Genomic DNA, 24,431 nt, shown 5'->3' with positions numbered 1-24,431 from the left:
TTAGATCTTCTCCAGCTTAGCGAAAGACAGCAACAGCTTCTTAAGCCCCTTGTCCTTGAAGGAGACGACGATCTCATGGTCGTCCTTGACCGGCAGGGTGCTGATGACAATGCCATCGCCGAAGACCGGGTGGCGCACCTGGTCGCCGGTCTTGTAGGCCGGCGCCGAAGGCTTTACGTGCGTTCGAGACAGCCCCGGGGCCGCAGATTTCGATGCCTGAGCCACCTGGACCTGCGACGGCCGCTCGGAATATTGGTACAGTTTCTTTTGGAGCGGTGGTATCTCCACAGGCCCTCCCCGCCCCCTCAGATACTCTAATTTTTTAGCTAAAGCTTCTTGTTCGTGTTTGTAGTAACTTACACCCCATGTATCTTCTTGTTGTGCCTCTGTCGTCAGGCTCAATGGGATGGCGGAGAGGAAACGCGACGGCTCGTTGACCGTACTGCCCCCCATCAGGCTGCGGCGGAAAGCACGCAGGAGGTACAGCCGCCGCTTGGCGCGGGTCACGCCAACATAGCACAACCGCCGCTCCTCTTCCATTTGGGCGGGGTCGTCGAAGGAGCGAAAGTGCGGCAGCACCCCCTCCTCCAGACCGACGATAAAAACCACCGGGAACTCCAGCCCCTTGGCCTGGTGCAGGGTGATCAGGGTAACCCCGCCCTCAGTCTCGTCCAGATTGTCGAGGTCGGAAACCAGGCTGACGCTCTCCAGGAACGGCGACAGCGCCTCACCCGGCGGCAGGCCGTTGAAGGGCTCGGCCACCGTCCGAAGCTCGGCGATGTTCTCCAACCTCTCCTCGCTGTCGGGCTGCGCCTTCAAGTAAGCCCCGTAGCCGCTGCGTTCCAGCACCCGGTCGAAGAACTCCAGAAAGGACATCTGGCGGCTGTCTTCGATGAGTCCGTGGATCAGCTTATAGAAGATATCGAACGAGGCCAGCGCCCGAGCGGTGAGCGGCGGCTTATCCACAGCGGTCGATGAAGCCTCAAGGGCTTCGAATAACGACAGCCCCTTCCCGCGGGCCCAGGCCTGCATCTCGACGATGGATTTCTCGCCCAGGCCGCGTGTGGGCACATTGATAATGCGCATAAGGGAGACGGAATCGGCCGGGTTGTGGATGAGCCTGAAATAGGCGATTAAATCTTTGACCTCGCGCCGCTCGTAGAAGCGGGTACCGGCCACCAGCTTGTAAGGCACCCCGTAGCGGATGAAAGCCTCTTCCAGGGCGCGGGATTGGGCGTTGGTGCGGTACATCACGGCGATGTCCGAAAGTCGGTATTTTTTCGACCCGGTCAGCCTCTCTGCCTCGCGTACCACCATTTGAGCTTCTTCCTGCTCGTTGTAAGCTTCAAGCAGGCAGACAGGGTCCCCCGGTTCGTTTTCCGTCCACAGTTTGATGTCTTTCCGGGCGCGGTTGTCGGCGATTACGCTGGAGGCGACTTCGAGAATCCTTGCAGTGGAGCGATAGTTCTGCTCCAGGTAGTAAATCTGGGCGTCCGGGAAGTCCCGCTCGAAATTGAAGACGTTCCGGAGGTCGGCGGCCCGCCACGAGTAGATGGACTGGTCAGGATCGCCGACCACAGCCACGTTGCGGTGGCGGCCAGCCAGAAGTTTGACCAGTTCGTACTGTACCAGATTGGTGTCCTGGAACTCGTCCACCAGCAGGTGGACGTAGCGCTCCTGATAGCGTTTCAGTATCTCCGGGTGGCGTTTAAACAGAAAAACGGTCTTGAGGAGCAAGTCGTCGAAGTCCACCGCATTGTTTTGCAGCAGCATCTTCTCGTACCGCTCATAGACCCGGGCGACTATCTCGTCGAAGTAGTTCCTGGCGTTCTCTCGGAATTTCTCCGGCGTGGTCATCTGGCTCTTGGCGGAACTGATGGCCGCGGCTATCTTACCTACCGGATACTGCTTGGGATCGACATTGGCGTCTGCGGCGGCCTGTTTGAGCAGTTTTTCCTGGTCGTCGGCATCGAAGATGACGAACTCGCGCTGGATGCCGATAGCCTGGCCATCGCGCCGCAGGATGCCGGCACAGATGGCATGGAAAGTACCCAGGGTCATATCGTTGACCGAACCTGCCAGCAGGCGCTCAAGCCTTTCTCTCATCTCCCGCGCCGCCTTGTTGGTAAAGGTCACCGCCAGGATACGGTGCGGGTTGACACCGACCGTCCGCACAAGGTAGGCGATGCGGTAGGTAATGACCCGTGTCTTGCCGGACCCGGGACCTGCCAGGATGAGAATGGGTCCTGAAATAGCTTCGGCGGCTTTGCGCTGAGCGGGGTTCAGATCTTTCAAGAGGTCAATAGTCAAAGCCGTTCATTATAACATTTTCGAGACCAGAAATATTATTCATAACACCTGATTGACACCTGCCAGGCAACGGAGTTTAATGAATCCCAGAATCGTTTGGGGCGGATGACCGCCCCAGAGGAGGGCGGCATGGCATTCTGTAGATCCTGCGGTAATACAACCAGCCCCAACGACAAGTTCTGCGCCAATTGCGGCCAGCCCGCGGCACTGCCGCCTGCGGCCACGGTTCCCGAGCATGCTGCCGCCGGTCAACCCCCGCCAACCTCTTCTTCGGCCACACCGCGTAAAAGCGGCGGTTTCGGGACGGCGGGAATCATCCTTTCCATCATCCTGGTATTGGCCCTGGGATTCGGCGGCTTTGCCGCCTGGCAGTGGATGGATAACTCCAGCCAGGTTAAAGACCTCACTGCCGCCAATGAAAGCCTCACTTCTGAAAAAGCTGATCTATCGTCCCAGGTGAGCAATCTCTCCAGCCAGGTGCAATCTCGTGACGCAACGATTGCATCATTAAATGCCACAACGACTGAATTAACCAAACAGATCAACGATTATAAAGCCAAATACCCGCTTAAGAACTTCACCTCTGAGTTTGCCCTGCAAAGCTGGTTGCTGAATGCCATCACCAAACTCAATCCACTCGACGACTACCCGGACCAATACTATATGCTGCAGCGCCTTGCTGAGACGGACGGGTACTTCCTGTCAGTCGCCATATGGGAAGACGATCAATTCTATTATCCGGAGCTCTACGCCGTGGCAGGTAACGTAGTGTACGTGTGTTACGAGGACGGCAGCATATATCCGTCGTTCTACTTGCCTTAGCCGGTGATGTAAAACGTATCGGCGGGGAGGGCTTAAATAATTCTTGCTCTCCTCGCCATCCCCTGTTATAATGCCGCTAATTGAATATCGCACCCAAACTCCTTTAACAACCGGTCCTGTGAGGCCGGCAAGGGTCAGCGGGTTAAGCGCGCGTAGACACCTCTTGCCGGCAGATTGTGGCAAGAGGTTTTTTAATGCCAGCAAAAACGGTGATGACGGCCGAGGACATGCGGCGGACGCTGTCCCGCATGGCCCATGAGATCGTCGAGCGCAACAGGGACATCAAGTCGCTCGTTCTGGTTGGGATGCAGACCCGCGGCGTGCCGCTGGCAAACCGTCTGGCCGGGCTTATCGCCGACTTTGAAAAAGCGCAGGTACCGGTGGGCGCCCTGGATTTCTCTCTCTACCGCGACGATTTGAACCGCCGCAACTTTCAGCCGCAGGTCAAATCCACCGACATCCCCGTAGACGTCGACGGCAAGGTCATCATCCTGGTCGACGATGTCCTCTACACCGGCCGCTCCACCCGCGCCGCAATGGACGCCCTCATCGACTACGGACGGCCGCGGGTCATCCAATTGGCGGTGTTGATCGACCGCGGTCACCGCGAACTGCCGATCCGTGCCGATTACGTCGGCAAAAATATCCCTTCGGCGGCGTCCGAGGATGTCAGGGTAAAACTCGCCGAAACCGACGGCGGCGATGAAGTGGTCATCGCCTGAGGTGAACGACATGCTAGATGAAACCGCGGCTAAGCCGAATGCCTGGAACCACCGCCACCTGCTTGACGTCGATGATTTTTCGGCGGAAGAATTTCAGCTTGTGTTCGAGACCGCTGATGCAATGAGAGAAATACTTGCCCGGCCGATCAAGAAGGTGCCGGCGCTGCGCGGCCAAACGGTGGTCAACCTCTTCTATGAAAACTCCACCCGTACCCGGGCTTCGTTCGAAATCGCCGCCAAGAATCTGTCCGCCGACGTTTTGAACGTCACCTCCACAGCCTCCTCCATCGCAAAAGGCGAAAGTCTCATCGACACCCTGAAAACGCTGGAAGCCCTGGGAGCCAACATCATCGTCATGCGTCACAACCTCTCCGGCGCGCCCCATGTTGCCGCTAAATACAGCAAAGCCAACATCATCAACGCCGGAGACGGTTGGCACGCTCACCCGACTCAAGCACTACTCGACCTTTATACCATAAGAAAACACAAAGGCAATCTCAACGGACTGAAAGTTGCCATAATCGGCGACGTCCGCCACAGCCGGGTAGCCCACTCCAACATCTGGGGTATGACCCGATTAGGCATGAAGGTCACCGTCTGCGGCCCGCCGACCCTCCTACCTTACGGCCTGGACAACCCGTGCGGGCTTTTTCCCGAGGTTCGCATCGAGACAGATGTCGAAAAGGCCGTCGAGAACGCCGATGTGGTCATGGCTTTACGGCTGCAACGGGAGCGCCAGCAAAGCGGCCTCCTGCCCTCGGTAGCGGAATACGTGCGGCGGTTCCAGGTCAGCCAGGACAGACTGAAGAGAGCAAAAAGCGATGTCCTGGTGATGCACCCCGGCCCGGTCAACGAGGACATCGAACTGGCCGCCGAATCAGCCTACGGGGATAAATCGGTCATTAACGAACAGGTGCAGAACGGCGTGGCCGTTCGTATGGCGGTTCTGTATCTCCTGACCGGGAAGCAGGGCGAGCTATGAAACACATTTTAATCCACAACGGCCGGCTCATTGACCCGGCAAACGGCATTGACGGCCTGTTCGACATCGCTTTAGCAGGCGGCACGATCGCCTGGGTCGGCAATGACGAGCCGCCCGCGGGCGACTACGAAGTCATTAACGCATCGGGGCAGGTCGTCGCCCCCGGCTTTATCGACCTGCACACCCACCTGCGCCAGCCAGGCTTTGAGAACAAGGAGACCATCGCCACCGGGACCAGGGCGGCGGCCCGCGGAGGCTTTACCACGGTCTGTGCCATGCCCAATACCAGCCCGGCAGTAGACAACCGAACCGTCGTTGATTATGTCAATTGTGTCGCCTCCAGCGAGGCTGCGGCGCGGGTACTGCAAATCGGCAGCATCAGCAAAGGACGCAAAGGCGAAAGCCTGGCCGAGCTGGGTGAAATGGCCGCGGCCGGGGTCATCGGCTTTTCTGACGATGGATCGAGCGTCCCGACCTCGCGGCTACTCAAACAAGCCATGGAGTATGCCGCCGGCCTCGGCTTACCCATTATTGAACACTGCGAGGATGCCAGCCTGGCAGACGGCGGACAGGTCAACGAAGGGATTGTCGCCACTCGCTTAGGGCTGGCCGGCATCCCCAACGCTGCCGAGGACGCCATCGTCGCCCGTGATATTGCCCTGGCTAAACTCACCGGCGCCCGGCTGCACCTGTGCCATATCAGCACCAGGGGCGCTGTCGGTCTTATACGACATGCCAAAGCCGATGGAGTCAAGGTTACCGCCGAAGTTACCCCCCATCACCTAACCATGACCGAAGAGTTGTGTTTGGGCTATGACACCAATGCCAAGGTCAACCCGCCGCTGCGGACGCAAACAGATATCGATGCCCTCATCGAAGGGCTGCTTGACGGCGCCATCGACGCCATCGCCACGGACCACGCCCCGCATACCGGGAACGACAAGTGCTGCGAATTCGCCCTGGCCCCATTCGGCATCTCCGGGTTAGAAACAGCTTTCGGCAGCCTGATGAAGCTGGTTCATAGCGGCAAACTGCCTATGCCGCTGATTATCGGAAAACTGACGGCTGCACCGGCACGGATTATCGGTGAACACCATGGGGTCACAGGTTCACTGGGCGTAGGCGATCCGGCAGATATCGTCATCTTTGACCCGAAAGCCGAGTGGACGGTCGATCCAGGCAAATTCGCCTCCAGGGGCAGAAACACACCGCTGGCCGGAGAGAGACTCAAGGGCAGGGTGACAGCAACTCTCTGCCGAGGCAACATCGTCTATCGAGAAGGAATCTAAATGACCAAACGCGCCATTCTGGTCCTGGCCGACGGTTCGGTCTTCGAGGGAAATAGCTTCGGGGCGGAGAAAGACGCCTTCGGCGAGGTGGTTTTTGCCACCGCCATGACAGGTTACCAGGAGATGCTGACCGACCCGTCCTTTGCCGGCCAGATACTCATCCCGACTTACCCGCTTATAGGCAACTACGGTGTCAATCCCGCCGACTGGGAATCAGACAGGGTCCAGGTGCGCGGTTTCGTGGTGCGCGAGGAGTGTGCCAATCCGTCCAACTACCAATGCAAGGCAACCATCGAAGATTACCTGAAGCAGGGCAACACCCCGGGTATCTGGGGTCTGGACACCCGCGCCATCACGCGTAAAATCCGCAGCCGAGGCGCCATGATGGGCATGATCACCACCGACAAAACGCCCGGCCAGGCGCTGGAAATGCTTCTTTCTTTCCCGGACTACGGCTCTACCGATTTTGTGAAGGAAGTATCAGCCAAGGAACCTTATGAATGGGACTCAGCGGATTTACCGGATGAATCCCCCCGCGTCGCCCTGCTGGACTGCGGCTGCAAATTCAATATCATGCGCATCCTGCGGCGGCACGGCTGCCGGGTAACAGCCTTTCCCTGCACTGCCACGGCTGAAGAAATGCTCACCATCAATCCGGACGGTATTTTGCTTTCCCCAGGCCCCGGTGACCCGGAACTACTGGATTATGCTACTGCGACGGTCAAGGGGCTTATCGACAGCGGCAAGCCAATCATGGGCATCTGCCTGGGGAATCAACTCGTCGCCCGAGCTTTCGGCGGTCGTAACTTCAAGCTCAAGTTCGGCCACCGCGGCGGCAACCAGCCGGTCAAAGACCTGCTCACCGGGCGCGTCCATATCACCGCCCAGAACCACGGCTACGCCGTCGATCCGGAGTCCATCGAGGGCAGCGGGCTGGAAGTGACCCATATCAACCTCAACGACGGCACTGTGGAAGGCATGCGCCATAGAACACTGCCCATCTTCACCATCCAATACCACAGCGAGGCATCCCCCGGGCCGCTGGACAATATGTACCTATTCGAACAGCTTTTAAACATGATGGGGAGGACTGATGCCCGTTAAACCTTCTAAAGTCCTGATCATCGGAAGCGGGCCGATCGTCATCGGCCAGGCGGCGGAGTTCGACTACGCCGGCACTCAGGCTTGCAAGGCGATGCGCGAAGAAGGCGTGACCTCCGTGCTGGTCAACTCCAACCCGGCCACCATTATGACCGATGAAGAGATCGCCGACATAGTCTACATCGAACCCCTGACCGTGGAGTCCGTGGCCCGCATCATCGAGCGAGAGCGCCCAGACGGCCTCCTGCCGACACTGGGCGGCCAGACCGGCCTCAACCTGGCCGTGGATCTGGCCGAAGCCGGCGTGCTCGAAAAATACAACGTCCGCGTCTTGGGCACGCCCATCGAGACCATCAAGAAGGCTGAGGACCGCGAACTGTTCAAGCAACTGCTGCTGTCCATCGGCGAGCATGTGCCGCCGTCCGAGACGGTGACCACTCTGGAGGACGCCAAGCGGGTAGCCGAGAAGCTAGGTTTGCCGCTGATCATCCGCCCGGCCTATACTCTGGGCGGCACCGGCGGCGGCATCGCCAGGGATATGGACGAATTCGACGAGATCGCCGCCGGCGGCATCGCCGCCTCGCCCATCCACCAGATACTGGTGGAGAAATCCATCGCGGGCTGGAAAGAGATCGAGTACGAGGTGATGCGGGACGCGGCCAATAACTGCATCACAGTGTGCAACATGGAGAACTTCGATCCGGTGGGCGTCCATACCGGAGATTCCATCGTCATCGCCCCATCCCAGACGCTGACCAACAAGGAATACCAGATGCTGCGTACCGCCAGCATCAAGATCATCCGGGCTTTGGGCATCGAAGGCGGCTGCAACATCCAATACGGGCTGGACCCGTACAGCGACACCTATTACGTCATCGAGGTCAACCCCCGGGTCAGCCGAAGCTCGGCCCTGGCTTCCAAGGCGACGGGCTATCCCATTGCCCGGGTGGCGGCCAAGATCGCCGTCGGTAAAACACTCGACGAGATCCCTAATGCCGTCACCGGCAAAACGGCGGCTTCCTTCGAACCGGCGCTGGATTATGTTGTGGTCAAGATTCCGCGCTGGCCTTTCGACAAATTCGCCACCGGCGACCGGGCGATCAATACCCAGATGAAAGCCACCGGCGAAGTCATGGCCATCGACCGCACTTTCGAAGCAGCTTTCCAGAAAGCAATCCGCAGCCTGGAGTTCGGCAAGAAGTCCATTCTCTGGGAGGATCCGTCCTGGGTGCTGGGCGACGACGTCTCCGGCTACCCGTTGAAACCGACCGACCTCAGGCTCTGGGCAATCATGGCGGCGCTGCGGCGGGGGATCACGCCCCAGGTCATTTTCGAGGTGACCAGGATTGACCTCTGGTTCCTCTATAAGATGCTGAACATCGTCGGCATGGAGAAAAGGCTGCTGTCCGAGACGCTGTCACCCGACCTGCTGCGCGACGCCAAACGGCTGGGCTTCGGCGACGAGCAGATCGCCACCTTAGCCGACCGGTTGCCGGAGCAGGTGCGCGATCTCAGAAAGCAGTGGAACATCCTGCCGACCTACAAGATGGTGGACACCTGCGCCGCCGAGTTCGACGCCGAGACGCCCTATTTCTACTCGACCTACGAGACCGAGAATGAGGCCGTTGCCGACATCTGTGACAAGGCGCTGGTCATTGGCTCCGGACCCATCCGCATCGGCCAGGGCATCGAGTTCGACTACTGCTCGGTGCACGCCGCTATGGCGCTTTCGAAAGCCGGATACCAGTCAATCATGGCAAACTCCAACCCGGAGACGGTGTCCACCGATTTCGACACCTCAAACCGGCTGTATTTCGAGCCACTCGACAATGAAAGCGTACGCGATATACTCGATAATGAAAATATCGGCTGCCTGAACCCTACGCCGTCCATCTGCCAGTTCGGCGGCCAGACGGCCATCAACCTAGCCGAGCCTCTGACTCGGACCGGAAATCCCATTATAGGCTCGTCATCGGAGACTATCGACCTAGCCGAAGACCGGCGCCGTTTCGAGGCCTTCTTATCCGAACTGGATATTCCGCAGGCACCGGGCGCCGGGATAACGACCCTCGACGAAGGCCTTAACATTGCCAGCCTCATCGGCTATCCGGTGCTGGTGCGGCCCAGCTACGTCCTGGGCGGCCGGGCTATGGAGATCGTCTACGACGCTACCGAGCTGGTACGCTTCATGAAGCTGGCGATGGAACTCCAGACCGGACACCCGGTGCTCATCGACAAGTATCTCATGGGCAAGGAGGTGGAGGTCGATGCCATCGCCGACGGCGAGCGGGTGCTTATCCCCGGTATCATGGAACACATCGAGCGCGCCGGCGTCCACTCCGGGGACTCAATGGCGGCCTACCCTGGCTTGAACCTATCGCCTGAGGAGACCTCAACCATAGTCGATTACACCACTCGCATAGGACTGGCGATGAACGTCCGAGGCCTGATGAACGTCCAGTTCGTCATCACCCGCGACAACGGCCAGAGCAAGGTTTACATCCTGGAGGTCAACCCTCGCGGCTCACGTACCGTGCCCTTCCTATCCAAGGTCACCGGCGTGCCGATGGTGGACGTGGCGGTCAACGTCATGCTGGGCAGGAGCCTCAAAGCACAGGGCTATGACGGCGGCCTCTGGCCAGCCCGGCCTCTGGTTGCCATCAAAGCGCCGGTTTTCTCCATGGCCAAGCTCATTGGCGTCGACACCTACTTAGGTCCGGAGATGAAATCCACCGGAGAGGTCATGGGCATCGACCATGATTTCAAAGGCGCTCTCATCAAAGCTCTCATGGCCGCCGGGCTGGCACTGCCGCCGGAAGGCGCCATCTTGCTGTCCATCGCCGACCGGGACAAAGCCGAGGCGCTGCCGCTCATCCGCAAGCTGCACGCCATCGGCTACCACCTGATTGCCACCGAAGGTACCGCCGCAATGATCGAGGTGGCCGGCATGCCGGTCAAGAAAATTTCCAAGAAGCTGTCGGAAGGCCATCCCAACATCGTCGACATGGTACGGCACGGCACCGTCTCCGGAGTGATTAACACCTCCACCGGCGGCCGGGTACCGCTGCGCGACGGCTTCCACATCAGGCGCGCCGCCGCCGAGAAACGCGTCCCCTGCTTTACCTCTTTGGATACGGCGCGGGTGGCGATCGACGCCCTGGCTGACAGGGGTTACAATTACAGCATCAAGCCGATGCCGGAATACCGCAAATGCTAAATACTAAACCTTCTCTGGTTTCCGGGACCGTGCTCTCTAACGAGGGGGTGATGCCGGGTGTCTTCAGCCTGCGGCTGCATTGCCCGGAGATCGCCGCGGCGGCCAGACCGGGTCAGTTCCTCATGCTCAAGTGCAGTGAAAGCCTGCTGCTCCGCCGTCCGATAAGCATCTCCGACGCCAATGCCCCATCGGGGCAGATCGGACTCATGATCGCCACAGTCGGCAAGGGCACCGACTGGTTATCTAAGCGGCAGCCCGGCGAGGAACTGGATGTCCTCGGCCTGCTGGGCAACGGTTTCGAAATAGATGATCGCGCCGAAAGGCTGCTGCTGGTCGCCGGCGGCATGGGCATCGCCCCGCTCAACTTCCTGGCTAAAAAAGCAGCGGCACTTGGTAAAAAAGTGACCCTGGTCCTTGGCGCCCGCACCGGCGAACTATTGTGTCCTTCAAGCCATCTGCCCGGCGTCGATGAATGTGTCCTGTGCACCGAAGACGCCTCGGTCGGTATTACAGGCAGGGTCACCGATTGCCCTGACACTCACATCGAGATGGCGCAGCAGATCTTCGCCTGCGGCCCGCTGCCCATGTACCGGGCGCTTATGAGGGACCCCCGATTCAAAAACAAACCGATGCAGTTATCATTGGAAGTCCGGATGGCTTGCGGCATCGGGCTGTGTTATGGTTGTACCGTCAATACCAAACAAGGCCTCAAACAGGTATGCCAGGACGGGCCGGTGTTTGAGGCACAGGACATCTTGTGGCAAGAGTTAGCCGACCTGTAAGGTGACTTTCAGCGGCTGCCCATTTACAATGGGCTGGTGAATATTCTGCCTGAATTTACGGGGACAAAACGAGTTCTCGTTATTGGCGGAGGCGCCGCCGGACTCCTGGCTGCAGGCCGCGCCGCTGAACTCGGCGCCCAGGTCATCCTCCTGGAGCGGATGGAGGCGCCGGGCAAGAAACTGCTCATCACCGGCAAAGGTCGCTGCAATATCACCAACACGGCGCCGCTGAAGGAGTTTTTGGCAGCTTTCGGTCCCAACGGCCGGTTCCTTTACGGCGCTTTCCATCGCTTCTTCCGCGATCAGTTGCTTGATTTCTTCCGCCGTCGCGGTGTAGAAACTGAAAGCGAACGTGGCGGCCGGGTCTTTCCCGTCTCCGATAACGCCGCCGACGTAGTTAACGCCCTGGTCTCCCACGCCCGGGAACACGCCGCCGAAATCAGGCTGAACAGCCGGGTGAGAACCATCGAGCGCGACAGCCGCGGCATCAGGGGCGTGAAGCTGGAGAGAGGCGAGTTCATTCCAGCCGAGGCTGTCATTCTGGCAGCGGGCGGCGCCTCTTACCCGGCCACCGGTTCCGCAGGCGACGGCTTCAGCCTGGCCGAAAAAGCCGGCCACCGGATAAATCCGCTCTACCCGGCACTGGTGCCCCTGGTTATTAAAGAAATCGGCTTCGCCGTCGCTTGCCAGGGCGTCGCTCTCAAAAATATCCGGCTGACGGCGTTCGCCTGTGACAAGGCTTCTATCCCGGACATTACAATCGAGCATGATTACGGCCGGGGCACCGGTTGGGAGAAACCGCCGCCGAAAGTCATCGAAAGCCGCTTCGGCGAGATGCTGTTCACCCATTTCGGCATCGGCGGCCCGATCACGCTGCTCATGAGCCAGGCGGTGGCCAGAGCGCTGGATGCCGGCCCGGTCTCGGTGCATATTGACCTCAAACCGGCGCTATCCAAAAAGGAACTTGACGCCCGGCTGCAGCGCGAATTCGCCGCTAACCCCAGGCGGCAGCTGCCGGCTATTCTCAGGGAACTGCTGCCGGAGAAAATGGTGGAGGTCGTAGCGGGAATTTCAGGAATCCCCCTGGGCCGGACGGCGGCGAATTTCACCGCCGGGGACCGCCGCGGCCTGGTCAAACTACTCAAAGGCCTGGCTTTTGAGGTGCGGAGCACGCTGCCGCTCGGCGCGGCCATGGTCACCGCCGGAGGCGTCGAACTCGCCGAGGTCGATCCCAAGACAATGGCATCCAAGCTCGTTCCCGGCCTCTACCTGGTCGGTGAAGTGCTGGATCTGGATGCGGACACCGGCGGTTTCAACCTGCAAGCGGCATTTTCTACCGGTTGGGTGGCAGGTGAGGCCGCAGCTAAAACGGCGAGCGTTGATTATCCCTGAGACCGCCCATTCAAGTTTACGTTATAATGACACCGCCGCTCGCTGACGAGGTGGAAGATGAAAAGAATTGCAGTCTTAACCAGCGGGGGCGACGCCCCCGGCATGAACTCGGCTATCCGAGCCGTTGTGCGCTGCGGGATCGCCGCCGGGTTCGAGGTCTACGGCGTTAATCATGGTTACAACGGCCTCATTGCCGGTATTTTCCGCCAGATGGGACCGCGGGATGTCTCGGGCATTATCCAGGCCGGCGGCACGATACTGGGATCAAGCCGCTCCGAAGAGTTCGAGACCGAGCCGGGCCGGGAGCGGGCTGTCAATAACCTGACAGATCGGAAAATAGACGCGCTAGTGGTTATTGGCGGCAACGGTTCACAGACCGGGGCGTATCTGCTCAACGAGATGGGCTTCCCCACCGTCGGCATCGCTTCAACTATCGACAACGACCTCTACGGCACCGACCAGAGCATCGGTGTGGACACAGCGCTGAACATCGCCCTGGAGGCGATCGACCGGCTAAAGGTCACGGCTTCTTCACACCAGCGGGCTCACATCGTCGAAACCATGGGCAGGGACCACGGGTACCTGGCGCTCATGTCGGGCATAGCCGGAGGGGCGGAACAGATCATCATCCCGGAGGTTGAGACGACCCCTGAAAAAATCGGCGCCGTGATCAAGAAGACCTACGATTCAGGCAAATCGCACTGCCTGATTGTAGCCGCCGAAGGGTCATATTGGAACGCCGAAAGAATTTTGGCTCACTTCAGAGGAAAGCCGGAACTTGGCTTTTCTCTTCGGGCGACTATCCTCGGCCACGTGCAGCGGGGAGGCGCCCCGACCGCGTTCGATCGGTTGCTGGCGACGCGGCTGGGAATGGCGGCCGTTGATCAGTTGACTGAAGGCAAATCAGGCATCCTCTTCGGCCTGGCCTGCGGCGAGATCAAGACCATCCCGCTTGCTGAAGTGAAAAACCATAAAAAAACACTTGACCTGAAGATTCTGGCCACGGCGGAACAGCTTGCCATCTGACCGGCGACGGCGGGCGGTAAGGGAGGCTCTGATTGACAATCTATTTTGATAATCTTACAGTGTGAACGATGTCAACACTTTTGCTGACCCGAGCGGATACCCTGGAATTGATGAGTATGACTGAAGTGCTCAATGCAGTTGAACAGGCTTTCAGTGATTACGCGCGCAACATAGCTTCCATGCCCTCTAAAGCCTACCTCACTCTACCCGAGGGCGATTTCCGGGCAATGCCGGCCCAGATCCCTGGAGCCGCCGGCCTGAAATGGGTCAACGTCCACCCCGGAAATTACCGGCGGAACCTCCCGACAGTGATGGCGATTATCATCTACTCAGAACCGGAAACAGGTTATCCCCTGTCTATCATGGATGCCACTGAAATCACCGCCTACCGTACCGGCGCCGCCTCCGCTATCGCCAGCAAATACCTGGCCCGGAAGGATGCCCGGACACTGGGACTGGTCGGCGCTGGCAAACAGGCTCAAACGCAACTGCTGGCACATGCCGAGTATTTCCAGTTCGAAGAAATCATGGTCTACGATTCATCTGTCGAAGCGGCGGCGCACTTTAAAGCTCTTTTTCCGGGATTTCCGATTACCGCAGCCAGCCTGGAAAAAACGGCGGGCGCCGACATTGTTTGCACCCTGACCCCGGTACGCTCCCCGATAATCAGACGGGATTGGATAAAACCAGGCGCTCATATCAACGCCGTTGGCGCCGACGCGCCTGGAAAACAGGAACTAGACCCGGTGATACTGGACGAGGCTTGCGTGGTAGTTGACGATATCGAGCAATCCATCCATGCCGGCGAACTCAACGTGCCGGTTACTGCTGGCCTTTACAAGCGCGACCGCATCTATGCCACCCTGGGTGAACTGACCTACGGGAAAAAGCCCGGCCGCTCCAACAACACAGAAATCACGGTATTCGATTCCACCGGACTGGCCGTACAGGACATGGCAACAGCCAAGATCGTCTTTAACCGGGCTTTGGAACGCGGTATCGGCTTCCGTTTTGATTTCATCGAAAAGATAAGCGAACGGGTGTCGTCCCCGATAAAAGACCCTCACAATCAATGAGTACCATTGTTGACAACAGGCAGTCGAGCGATTCCCAGGCCAGATTAATTCTGGCCTGGGCTCTGGCATTTGCTGGCCTTTTCCTCCTATCACGCTCCGACTTTTTGCTCTTTCACAGCATCGTCGAACTGATAGGCGTGGTGGTGGCGTTCAGTATATTCATCATCGCCTGGAACGCCAGGCGGCTCCTGGACAACGGTTTCCTGCTTTTCATCGGCATCGGGTTCTTGTTCGTCGGCGTACTCGGACTTATGCACACCCTTTCTTACCGCGGTATGGGAGTGTTTATCGGCTACGAGCCAGTCAACCTGGCAGCGCAATTCTGGATCGCCACCAGGTTCATCCAAGCTGCAGTCTTGCTGGCGGCCTCGGCATTTATTCTTCGACGGCTTAACGTCAACGCCGCATTCCTGGGTTTTGGCGTCCTGACGATCCTGACAATCACTTCAATCCTGGTCTGGCGTAACTTTCCGCAGATGTTCGACCCGGACGCCGGGTTGACAACTTTTAAGATAGCCGGCGAGTTCTTTATTACTTTTATCCTGGTGCTGGCTATCGCCAACTTGCGCCGGAACCGCGTGGGACTGGACCGGACAGTGGTCGGCTATCTGACCGGGGCGCTTTTGGCTAACATCGCTTCCGAGATGGCATTCACCCTTTATACCGACGCTTACGGCCTTCTGAACACGGCGGGGCATTTGTTGCTCATTACGTCAATCTATTTTATCTATAAAGCGCTTATCGAGACAGGGTTACGAAAGCCGTTCGACTTGTTGTTCCGCCAGTTGCGGAAAAACGAAGAAAAATACCGGCTCTTGTTCAATAGCGGCAGTGACGCTGTCTTCTTCATCGATGAGGGCGATAAATTCGTCGAGGTCAACGACCGCGCCTGCGAGGTTCTGGGTTATTCCAGGGCTGAACTTCTCACCATGGGTATCAGTGATATTGACGATCCGACGGTACCCACCGATAAAGAGGCCGTCATTCAACAGATCAAGGACAAGGGGTTTGCCGTATTCGAACGCCTCCATGTTGCTAAAGACGGGCGGCGGATACCTGTGGAGCTGAACGCCAGGCAAATCCAGGTTGACGGCAGGCCGATGTTCCTGTCAGTGGCAAGGGACATCTCCGAACGAAAACGCGCTGAAAAAGCCTTGAGGGAGAGCGAGTCCAAATTAAAGCTCAAACTGGACTATATCCTCTCCCCGGAGGTTGAACTCGGTGAAAATGACCTCACCGCCGTCTTCGACCTGCCGCTCATCCAGCAAATGATGGACGACCTATACACAGTCACCGGAATAGGATTTTCAATCATCGACTTGAAAGGGAAAGTGCTGGTTGGAACCGGCTGGCAGGAGATCTGCACCGACTTCCACCGCCGCAGTCCGCGAGCCTGCGCCAATTGCATCGAAAGCGACCTGGCGCTGACCGCCGGGGTCAATCGGGGTGAATTTAAAACCTACAAATGCAAAAACAACATGTGGGACATCGTCACCCCGCTGTACATTGCCGACCGGCATATCGCCAATGTCTTCACCGGCCAATTCTTTTTCGACGATGAAAAACCTGATGTCGCGCTCTTTTCCCGGCAGGCTGATGAGTTTGGTTTTGATAAAAAGGAATACTTTGCCGCGTTAGAAAAAGCCCCCCGTCACAGCCGCTGCAAAGTAGCCGCTCTGATGGACTTCTTCACCAGGTTCGCCAACATGATTTCCGAAATGGGCTACAACAACCTGAAACTGGCCAAGGCGATTACCGACCAACGACAGGCGATCCAAAGGCTGGCGGAAACTAAAACTGACCTTGACAGAGCCCAGGACGTGGCTCACGTGGGGAGCTGGCGAATGGATGTCCGGCGCAATGTCCTTGAGTGGTCCGGGGAGAACTACCGGATCTTCGGCATCCCAGCCGGCACCCCGCTCACCTACGAGACCTTCCTTTCCACGATACACCCCGAAGACCGGCAGTATGTGGATGCCAAATGGCAGGCCGGTTTACGCGGCGAGCCGTATGACATTGAACACCGATTGCTTGTCGGCGGCCGTGAAAAATGGGTGCGGGAAAAAGCATATCTTGAATTCGATGAGGACGGTTCAGTGATCGGCGGATTCGGCATCACCCACGACATCACCGACCGAAAAGAACTGGAAGCGAACCTTACCCGCGCCGCCATGGAGTGGCAGGCTACCTTCGATTCGATCACCGATGTCATCATGCTGCTTGACCGCCACCACAAGATCATACGAACAAACCGGGCGTTTGAAACCACTTTCCACATCCCGGCAAGCGAGGCAGTGGGTAAACATTGTCATGACATTGTTCACGGCCTGGGGATGGCTCCCGGTTTCTGCCCGCACTCCCGGACGATGAGCTGCGCCGGCTCCGCCCGCGAGGAATTTTTTGAACCGAAACTTGGGATTTATATCGAAGCCACGACGCTGCCGACTTTCAATTCCGAAGGCGAATGCAGCGGGTCGGTGCATATCATAAAAAACATCCACGAACGTAAAACAGCAGAAACGGAACGAGAAGACCTGCTGCGGCAGGTGGAGAACCAGCGCCTGCTGCTCGAGACCACCCTGGAACAGTTCCCTTCCGGCGTGGTCATCCGCAATACCGCCGGAGAGCTGGTCATGGGCAACGAGGAAGTCCGCCGGATATTCGGACAATTGCCACAAAATATCGCTGAATTCGATGCCAGCTGCTGTTACCGCAAAGACGGCACTCACTTCAAAACGGCAGATTGGCCGATGAACCGCACCGTAGTTTCAGGAGAAGTGATTCTCAATGAAGAAATAGAAATCATCAAGCCTGACGGGGAGCATTTGACGGTCCTGACTTCCACCGGCCCGGTGCGGGATGTGAACGACGAGACGATAGCTCACGTCGGTGTATTCAGGGACATTACTGAACGCAAATTAACAGAACGCAGACTGGAGATCCTGTCCCGCTTCCCGGCTGAAAACCCCAACCCCGTCATGAGAGTAGATCCACACGGCACGATACTCTATGTCAATCCAGCCAGCCGTTACGTTCTGAACTGCTGGTCAACCACTGTTCAGCATCGTTTACCTGAAGACCTATGCGTTCTGGTTAGGGAGTCTTTGAATTCCGGTTTCGACCAACACGTTGAGGTTCAATGCGGGGACCGTGTTTTTGCCTTTTCAATAACTCCAGTTACGGAATTTCGATATGTCAATCTTTACGGGCGTGACATTACCGAGCGCAAACAGGCCGAGCAAGCTTTGCAGCAGCTCAATACAGAACTTGAGGACAGGGTGAGGATTCGCACTCTGGAATTAACCGAGGCTCACTCCAAACTCCTTGAACAACTTAGGCTTCGCGCTGAAGCCGAGGAATCCCTCCGGTCCCTGTCAGGCCGCCTGCTCCGGATTCAAGAGGAAGAACGGCGGAATATCGCCCGGGAACTGCACGACCAGACCGGCCAAAGCCTGACCGTTCTCAAGCTGATGATCGGCAGGGCAGACCGGTTGGCCACAGAAGAATTGAAACCGCTGCTGCGAGACATAGCCACCATGACCGCAGACATCATCAAGCAGGTGCGCAGCCTGTCAGTATCGCTCCGGCCTGGAGTCCTTGATGACCTGGGGCTGGTATCCGCCCTGGACTGGCTGTTCAAGCAACTGGGCACCCAGGCTGGACTTCATGTCCGATTTGAACATTCACCGCTGCCGGAGCTCAACTCCGATGTCAGCACCGCGGTCTACCGCATCACTCAGGAAGCCTTGACCAACGTCATGCGGCATTCAGGTGCAACGGAAGCGGCTGTGGTTCTTAATATTGACGGCCGGACGCTCCATTTAGCCATCAGCGACCGTGGTCGCGGCTTTGATCCAGAGGCTATGGCGGCTTCCAGTTCGACAGGGTTGTCTGCGATTCGGGAACGGGCGGCGCTCCTGGGTGGTTATGGTAAAATTGAATCCTCACCCGGGAACGGTACCACCGTAATCATCAGCGTACCGTTACCTGAAGAACCTGCCCTGCAGAACTAGCCGGCGGATACCTGACGGGATAGGCCAACTGAACAGAAGCGGCTGTATTGTGAATCCGTCCTAAAGAATATACAATGATGTCAGCCAGACCTTCCCCGGTTCCGGTATTCACCGCGTTTGAGGGATGAAAGATGCCGGCACTCAAAGACCTCGTGGCTATCATCATGGGCGGCGGCCGAGGCACCCGGCTGTACCCGTTAACCGGAGTTCGCGCCAAACCGGCTATCCCAATCGCTGGTAAATACCGGCTGATTGATATCCCAATCAGCAACTGCATCAACTCCGGGATTTTCCGTATGAGCGTCCTCACCCAGTTTAATTCAGCATCGCTCAATCGCCATATCAGCAGGACTTACCGCTTCGATTCGTTCGGCACCGGCTATGTCGAGATTCTGGCCGCGGAGCAGACCGCCCTGAATAACGACTGGTACCAGGGTACGGCCGATGCCCTGCGCAAGCAACTGGTGCAAATCCAGTCCGCCAGCCCTTCCGACGTCCTGATATTGGCCGGAGATCACCTTTACCGCATGGATTATTCCAAGATGATAGAGCATCATTGGGCAAAAAACGCCGATATCACCGTCGGCGTGATACCGGTCGGCGGTGAAGAGGTCGACCGTTTCGGGGTACTAAAATGCCGCGACGACGGGAGAATTGTGTCCTTCGCCGAAAAGCCCAAAGATGCCGCCTCCCAGGCGGCAATGGTCAGTTACCCGGAACGAGGGTTGTGCTACCTGGGCTCAATGGGTATATATGTGTTCAAAACTGAGACTCTGGTCGATATCCTCACCGGCAAGCCGGACTTTGATGATTTCGGCAAAGACGTCATCCCCTACGCCGTGAATAATTTGCCGGTTTATAGTTACGAGTTTTCCGGCTACTGGCGGGATATCGGTACAATACGCTCCTTCTATGAAACCAATCTTGAGTTGACGCATCAAAACGCCCCGTTCAATTTTTATGATCCGGAAGGTCCTATCTACACCCATGCCAGGTTTCTACCCGGTTCCATCGTGGAGGATAGTTCGCTGCAGGATGTTCTCCTGGCAGAGGGCTGCCTCATCAGGAGTTCCAGTATCAGCCACTCAGTCGTCGGGCTTCGCAGCCAGATCCGGCGGGGCAGCATCATCACCGACTCAATCATTATGGGGGCTGATTCCTATGACCCACCCAACTGCCGCCTGCCTCCGGGAATCGGCGAAAACTGCTATATTCAGGGAGCCATAGTCGATAAAAACGTGTGTATCGGAGCGGGCACCATAATCAAGCCGTTCCCCCGCCATGAAGATCAGGATCACGGGAGTTGGGTGGTCCGCGACGGCATCGTCGTTATACCCAAAGGCACGACACTGCCGCCCGGCACAATGATTGAACCCGGGGCTGCGGCCCGCCAGATGTCTTTCTGAAAGGCGCGGCGGCCACCAAATGGGGTCTCCATTGAACGGCGGGGGTGACAGATGATAGCCGCTACAGGCATCAACCAGCTTAAGGTCACCATAGCCGCGTCTGAAATAACGCCATTTGCCAAAACCGGCGGACTAGCAGATGCGGTCGCAGCCCTGTCGGCATCCCTGGCAGCAAACGGCTGCCAGGTGAACCTGGTGATGCCGGCTTATCGGGGCATCATCAAAACGTCCATAAATGATGCGCAATACGTCGCCGACATCGAGTTCAAGACTACCGGGCAGGTGTTACCTGCCGCCATCCACCGCAGTTCGATCGGGCCTTCACAAGATATATATTTCATCCGCTGCGACGAGTTCTTTGATCGCGCCGGACTCTACGGGGAGTCCGGTATAGACTACCCGGACAACGACCGGCGTTTTGCGCTTTTCTCCAGGGCTGTGCTGGAGGTTGCCGGATTAACAGGGAGCCGGATTATCCACGTGAACGACTGGCACGCGGCGCCGGCGGCCGCTATCCTAAAACTTCAACCTGAACGCTATCCCGGCCTTTCCGCCGCGCGGACGTTGCTGACCATCCACAACCTTGCCTACCAGGGGCATTTCGCCCGCGACCTCTGGCCGTCGCTTGGACTCGATCCGGCTGCCTTTTACCCAGCGTTCGAGTTTTACGGCGGTATAAACTTTCTGAAATCCGGGCTGGAGCTCGCTGACCGCCTGACTACCGTCAGCCCGACCTACACTAGGGAAGTGACTTACGAAGGCTGCGGTTTCGGGCTGGAGGGTGTACTGCGGGCACGCGCCGCCAGTTTCTCAGGCATAGTGAACGGAGTAGATTACAACCTCTGGAACCCGGAAAACGACCGGTATTTAGTCCAACGTTATTCCGCGGCTGATCTAAGCGGCAAGGCAGCCTGTAAAAAAGCCATTCAGCACTATTACGGCCTCGAAGAAGACCCGGCGGCGCCGGTGGCGGCAGTGGTCTCCCGGTTAGCCGACGGCAAGGGTATGGACCTGATTAGAGAAATATTAAATAATCTCATCGGTTCCGGCGCCCAATTCATTCTCCTGGGCAACGGCAGTCGAGACCTGGAGGATTTTTTCCGCCCCTTGCCTTCGATGTATCCGGGCAGGGCTGGAGCGGTAATTGGTTTCGATGACGGTCTAGCCCATCGGACCATCGCCGGCGCTGACATGCTACTGATGCCGTCAAAGCGTGAGCCGTGTGGCTTAACGCAGCTGTATGCCCTTAAGTACGGCACCATTCCGATTGTACGGCGCACCGGTGGCCTGGCCGATACCGTGAAACCGGCGGGAGGCGACCGGGGCGACGGTTTTTTATTCGACGAATATTCCGGGGCCGCCCTTTGGGAAGCGGTAAACCGGGCGCGTACCTGGTTCGAGGATCGACTGGCCTGGCAATCGCTGATGCGCCGCGGCATGTTAGCCGACCATTCATGGTCCCGATCGATGCACGAGTACCTCCGGATTTACCGTGCTCTGCTGTCCTGATCTAGTCCTTCAAACAAGTCATGTTCGACCGTTCGTGTCGCCGCCGGCGGGAAGGCGCGGCTGAAAGAATCCCTGCGCCCGATAATCTTTTCGATCAGACCCAAGATGCCGGCGCGAGGCGGGCCGCCGCCGCCGTAGAGTTGGCTGCGGTGACAGGCAGAGGCTTCACCCCGGGCGTTAAACGCCGCCCGGTCCAATTTGACCCTGGCATGTACAGGCAGACACTCGCCGGTGAGTCTGGTCAGGTCGATATCTTTATTCCGGCCGAATTTTTCAGGGTTTTGGCCAAGAAGCGGTAGAAGTCTGACCGCCAGCTTCAACAACCGCCGAGAGAAGACGCTGAAGTAGAGCTTCGAAGGCTGAAACGGCGGTCCGGCCTCCGGGTAGCGCATGTGGTCGCCGGCGGCTTGGAAGGCTTCAACGGCGGCGCGATTAACCGCCACGTGATCCGGATGACCGTAGTCGCCGCAGGGGTCGTGGGTAAGGATTACCTGGGGTTTAATCTCCCGGATGATTCTAACGATACGCCCGGCAACCTGTTCGACTGGAGCGTTGACCAGCGCCTGCGGGTTTTGATTATCGGCGCTGCCCGCCATGCCGGAGTCCCGATAGCCCAGGTGGAAGATTGCCGAAAGGCCAAGAGCCCTACCGGCACATTGAAGCTCTGCCCAGCGTACGTCCCCGGAGTCGACAAGTCCCGACATGAAGAACTGCGGGTCGATGGTGCCGGCCTCTCCTCGAGTGGCACAGGCGTAATAGACTTTGACGCCTTTGAGCGCGTAATGCGCCAGTGTCGCTCCCGGCCCGAAGCTCTCGTCGTCTGGGTGGGCGCCGATAAAGAGTAGAACTCTGTCACCAGGCATCGACAGCTCTGCCCTACTTCGGGCGGACGAAGATGGTCGACAACCGCTCGGTGATGGCCTTGTCCCGCTCTTTGATGCGCTGCATGTCGGCCAGCAGTCCAACTTCGCGGGTGATGAAATCGGTGTCCAGATCACCGGAGACGAAACGCGGATTTTCCATAATAGCTTTGTGGAGTACCAAATTGGTGCTCACGCCCAGGATTACATACTCATAAAGCGCCCGGCGCATGCGCATGATGGCGTCATTGCGGTCTTTACCCCAGGCTACCAGCTTGGAAATCATCGGGTGATAGCAGTCCGGAATGGTGTACCCGGTATAAATCCCCGAATCTACCCTGATGCCGATGCCGCCGGGCGAGCGGTAGCCGGTAATGGTGCCGGGCGACGGCATGAAGTTGCGGATGGGGTCCTCGGCGTTGATGCGGCATTCAATGGCCCAGCCGCGGGTTTTGACGTCTTCCTGCCTGATGGAGAGCGACAGGCCAGCGGCGACATTGATCTGTTCCTTGACCAGGTCAACGCCGGTGACCATCTCCGTCACCGGGTGCTCCACCTGGATTCGGGCATTTACCTCCAGAAAATAGTAGCGGCCCTCGGAAAAGATGAACTCCACCGTGCCGGCGCCGACATACTTGATGGCCCGGGCAAGGCGCACCGCCGCGCCGCCCATCTCCGCCCTGAGTTCAGGGGTGAGCGCCGGCGAGGGCGATTCCTCGATGACCTTGGAATGGAAGCGCTGTATGGAGCATTCCCGCTCGCCGAGGTGAATGACATTGCCCTGGGAATCGGCCAGGATCTGGAACTCGATGTGGCGCGGGTGTTCGATGTATTTTTCGATGTAGACGCTGGCAATGCCGAAACTCTTCTTAGCCATCTGGGGCGAAAGGGTCAGGGCGCGCTGCAAATCGCTGTCCGACCGGGCGATGACCATGCCGATGCCGCCGCCGCCGCCGGCCGGTTTGACGATCATCGGGTAGCCGATCTCACCCAGGTCGTCCTGAAGCTGGCAAAAGTCCGCCGGGCATTCGCCGGTGCCGGGCACCACCGGCACCCCGGCTTTGACCGCTTCCTCGCGGGCGGCGATCTTGTTGCCGGTGACTTCCAGCACCCTGGCTGGCGGGCCGATGAAGATTATCTTGGCCTGTTCGCAGGCGCGGGCGAAGGCGGCGTTCTCCGACAGGAAACCGTAGCCGGGATGGATCGCTTCGGCTTTGCTGGCTTTAGCGATCTCGATGATTTTATCCATGTTCAGATAGGACAGCGTAGCCGGCGCCGGGCCCAGAAGATAGGCTTCGTCAGCGTACTTGGCGTGGAAGGCATCTTTGTCCGCTTCGGAGTAGACGGCCACGGTGTTTATGCCAAGTTCGCGGCAGGCGCGCATGACGCGGACGGCAATTTCGCCTCTATTGGCCACGAGGACTTTGCTGATCATGGAAGTCTCCTTGAATGGATGTTCAGCCGATAATATATCATAAAAAGCGCTAATCCGTCGTGGGGGCGAATCTGAAGGGCGAGAACCGCTTTGTTTTTGTTTATTCGCAAAAAAGCCATGTTTTCCGGAAACGAAACCGAATTTCCACGATGGACTGAACCTGAGAAACGATAATCGTCGGATTTGGGAACGAAGGCGGTTTTTACCCCTCCGTCAGAGTTGTGCCGAGTCGTTCTTTCGGCGGCAGGGCAAACTTCAGGCCCGAACAAAGACAGAGAACCACGGGAGGAAAGCCGGGTCGCGTCGTTTCGTACCGCCGGTGGACACTGAAAACAAGAGGGGGCATTAATTAGTACACGTGTGCTATCGCAAGTCATGGCGGTATTATAGCACCTGTGTTCTTTGTACTGTCAAGCGCCCGGTGACGTTTTTAGTGCCTTATCGAGAATATATTTACGGCAGAGGACGCGGGCGCTTGGGGAAGTGTGG

At 58.0% G+C, this 24,431-nt stretch carries 16 protein-coding genes; 13 read left to right on the top strand and 3 right to left on the bottom strand.

Annotated features, from left to right (window positions below):
* Nucleotides 1-2,310, bottom strand: coding sequence for a UvrD-helicase domain-containing protein (locus ABV300_RS03995; protein WP_353715237.1), 2,310 nt, complete (start codon nucleotides 2,308-2,310; stop codon nucleotides 1-3).
* A 129-nt stretch (nucleotides 2,311-2,439) separates the two neighbouring features.
* Here ABV300_RS03995 and ABV300_RS03990 point away from each other — a divergent pair, with 129 nt between their 5' ends.
* The 13 genes from ABV300_RS03990 to glgA all read left to right on the top strand — a co-directional run bounded on the left by ABV300_RS03990 (nucleotide 2,440) and on the right by glgA (nucleotide 21,647).
* Nucleotides 2,440-3,132 carry a hypothetical protein gene (locus tag ABV300_RS03990; protein WP_353715236.1) on the top strand — a complete coding sequence of 231 codons (693 nt, stop codon included), beginning with the start codon at nucleotides 2,440-2,442 and terminating at the stop codon, nucleotides 3,130-3,132.
* Between the two features lie 194 nt (nucleotides 3,133-3,326).
* The gene (gene pyrR, locus ABV300_RS03985; RefSeq protein WP_353715235.1) at nucleotides 3,327-3,854 is read left to right on the top strand and encodes a bifunctional pyr operon transcriptional regulator/uracil phosphoribosyltransferase PyrR; all 528 of its coding nucleotides are present in this window, start codon (nucleotides 3,327-3,329) and stop codon (nucleotides 3,852-3,854) included.
* A gap of 10 nt (nucleotides 3,855-3,864) precedes the next feature.
* Entirely contained in the window at nucleotides 3,865-4,836 is a 972-nt protein-coding gene (locus ABV300_RS03980; protein ID WP_353715234.1) for an aspartate carbamoyltransferase catalytic subunit, read from the top strand.
* Nucleotides 4,833-6,125 carry a dihydroorotase gene (locus ABV300_RS03975; protein WP_353715233.1) on the top strand — a complete coding sequence of 431 codons (1,293 nt, stop codon included), beginning with the start codon at nucleotides 4,833-4,835 and terminating at the stop codon, nucleotides 6,123-6,125. The genes ABV300_RS03980 and ABV300_RS03975 overlap by 4 nt, the downstream gene beginning before the upstream one ends.
* Complete coding sequence (carA, locus tag ABV300_RS03970) at nucleotides 6,126-7,229, top strand: glutamine-hydrolyzing carbamoyl-phosphate synthase small subunit (RefSeq protein WP_353715232.1); 1,104 nt, start codon at nucleotides 6,126-6,128, stop codon at nucleotides 7,227-7,229.
* A complete protein-coding gene (gene carB / locus ABV300_RS03965; RefSeq protein ID WP_353715231.1) occupies nucleotides 7,219-10,443 on the top strand; it encodes a carbamoyl-phosphate synthase large subunit in 3,225 nt (1,074 codons plus the stop codon). Before carA ends, carB begins: the two co-directional genes overlap by 11 nt.
* Entirely contained in the window at nucleotides 10,437-11,225 is a 789-nt protein-coding gene (locus tag ABV300_RS03960) for a dihydroorotate dehydrogenase electron transfer subunit (protein WP_353715230.1), read from the top strand. The genes carB and ABV300_RS03960 overlap by 7 nt, the downstream gene beginning before the upstream one ends.
* Nucleotides 11,226-11,261: 36 nt before the next feature.
* Nucleotides 11,262-12,617 (top strand): NAD(P)/FAD-dependent oxidoreductase, encoded by a 1,356-nt coding sequence (locus ABV300_RS03955; RefSeq protein WP_353715229.1) that lies wholly within the window; start codon nucleotides 11,262-11,264, stop codon nucleotides 12,615-12,617.
* 57 nt (nucleotides 12,618-12,674) lie between these two features.
* On the top strand, nucleotides 12,675-13,643 hold the full coding sequence (locus ABV300_RS03950; RefSeq protein WP_353715228.1) for an ATP-dependent 6-phosphofructokinase: 969 nt from the start codon (nucleotides 12,675-12,677) through the stop codon (nucleotides 13,641-13,643).
* Nucleotides 13,644-13,711: 68 nt separating this feature from the next.
* Nucleotides 13,712-14,719, top strand: a complete 1,008-nt coding sequence (locus ABV300_RS03945; protein WP_353715227.1) for an ornithine cyclodeaminase family protein — start codon at nucleotides 13,712-13,714, stop codon at nucleotides 14,717-14,719.
* Nucleotides 14,716-18,732, top strand: coding sequence for an MASE3 domain-containing protein (locus tag ABV300_RS03940; protein WP_353715226.1), 4,017 nt, complete (start codon nucleotides 14,716-14,718; stop codon nucleotides 18,730-18,732). The genes ABV300_RS03945 and ABV300_RS03940 overlap by 4 nt, the downstream gene beginning before the upstream one ends.
* 131 nt (nucleotides 18,733-18,863) lie before the next feature.
* The gene (locus ABV300_RS03935; RefSeq protein ID WP_353715225.1) at nucleotides 18,864-20,138 is read left to right on the top strand and encodes a glucose-1-phosphate adenylyltransferase; all 1,275 of its coding nucleotides are present in this window, start codon (nucleotides 18,864-18,866) and stop codon (nucleotides 20,136-20,138) included.
* 51 nt (nucleotides 20,139-20,189) lie between these two features.
* Complete coding sequence (gene glgA, locus ABV300_RS03930) at nucleotides 20,190-21,647, top strand: glycogen synthase GlgA (RefSeq protein WP_353715224.1); 1,458 nt, start codon at nucleotides 20,190-20,192, stop codon at nucleotides 21,645-21,647.
* Here glgA and ABV300_RS03925 read toward each other — a convergent pair.
* Together ABV300_RS03925 and ABV300_RS03920 are read right to left on the bottom strand one after the other, a co-directional pair.
* The gene (locus ABV300_RS03925) at nucleotides 21,626-22,510 is read right to left on the bottom strand and encodes a PIG-L family deacetylase (RefSeq protein ID WP_353715223.1); all 885 of its coding nucleotides are present in this window, start codon (nucleotides 22,508-22,510) and stop codon (nucleotides 21,626-21,628) included. The genes glgA and ABV300_RS03925 overlap by 22 nt on opposite strands.
* Before the next feature lie 13 nt (nucleotides 22,511-22,523).
* Nucleotides 22,524-23,942 carry an acetyl-CoA carboxylase biotin carboxylase subunit gene (locus ABV300_RS03920; RefSeq protein ID WP_353715222.1) on the bottom strand — a complete coding sequence of 473 codons (1,419 nt, stop codon included), beginning with the start codon at nucleotides 23,940-23,942 and terminating at the stop codon, nucleotides 22,524-22,526.
* Nucleotides 23,943-24,431 lie beyond the last annotated feature (489 nt).

The sequence above is a fragment of the Dehalogenimonas sp. 4OHTPN genome, from assembly GCF_040448695.1.
In the GTDB taxonomy this organism is placed as follows: Bacteria; Chloroflexota; Dehalococcoidia; order Dehalococcoidales; family Dehalococcoidaceae; genus Dehalogenimonas.
Note: the sequence above shows the minus strand (reverse complement) of the source record. Positions and strands in the feature narration are given on the sequence as shown.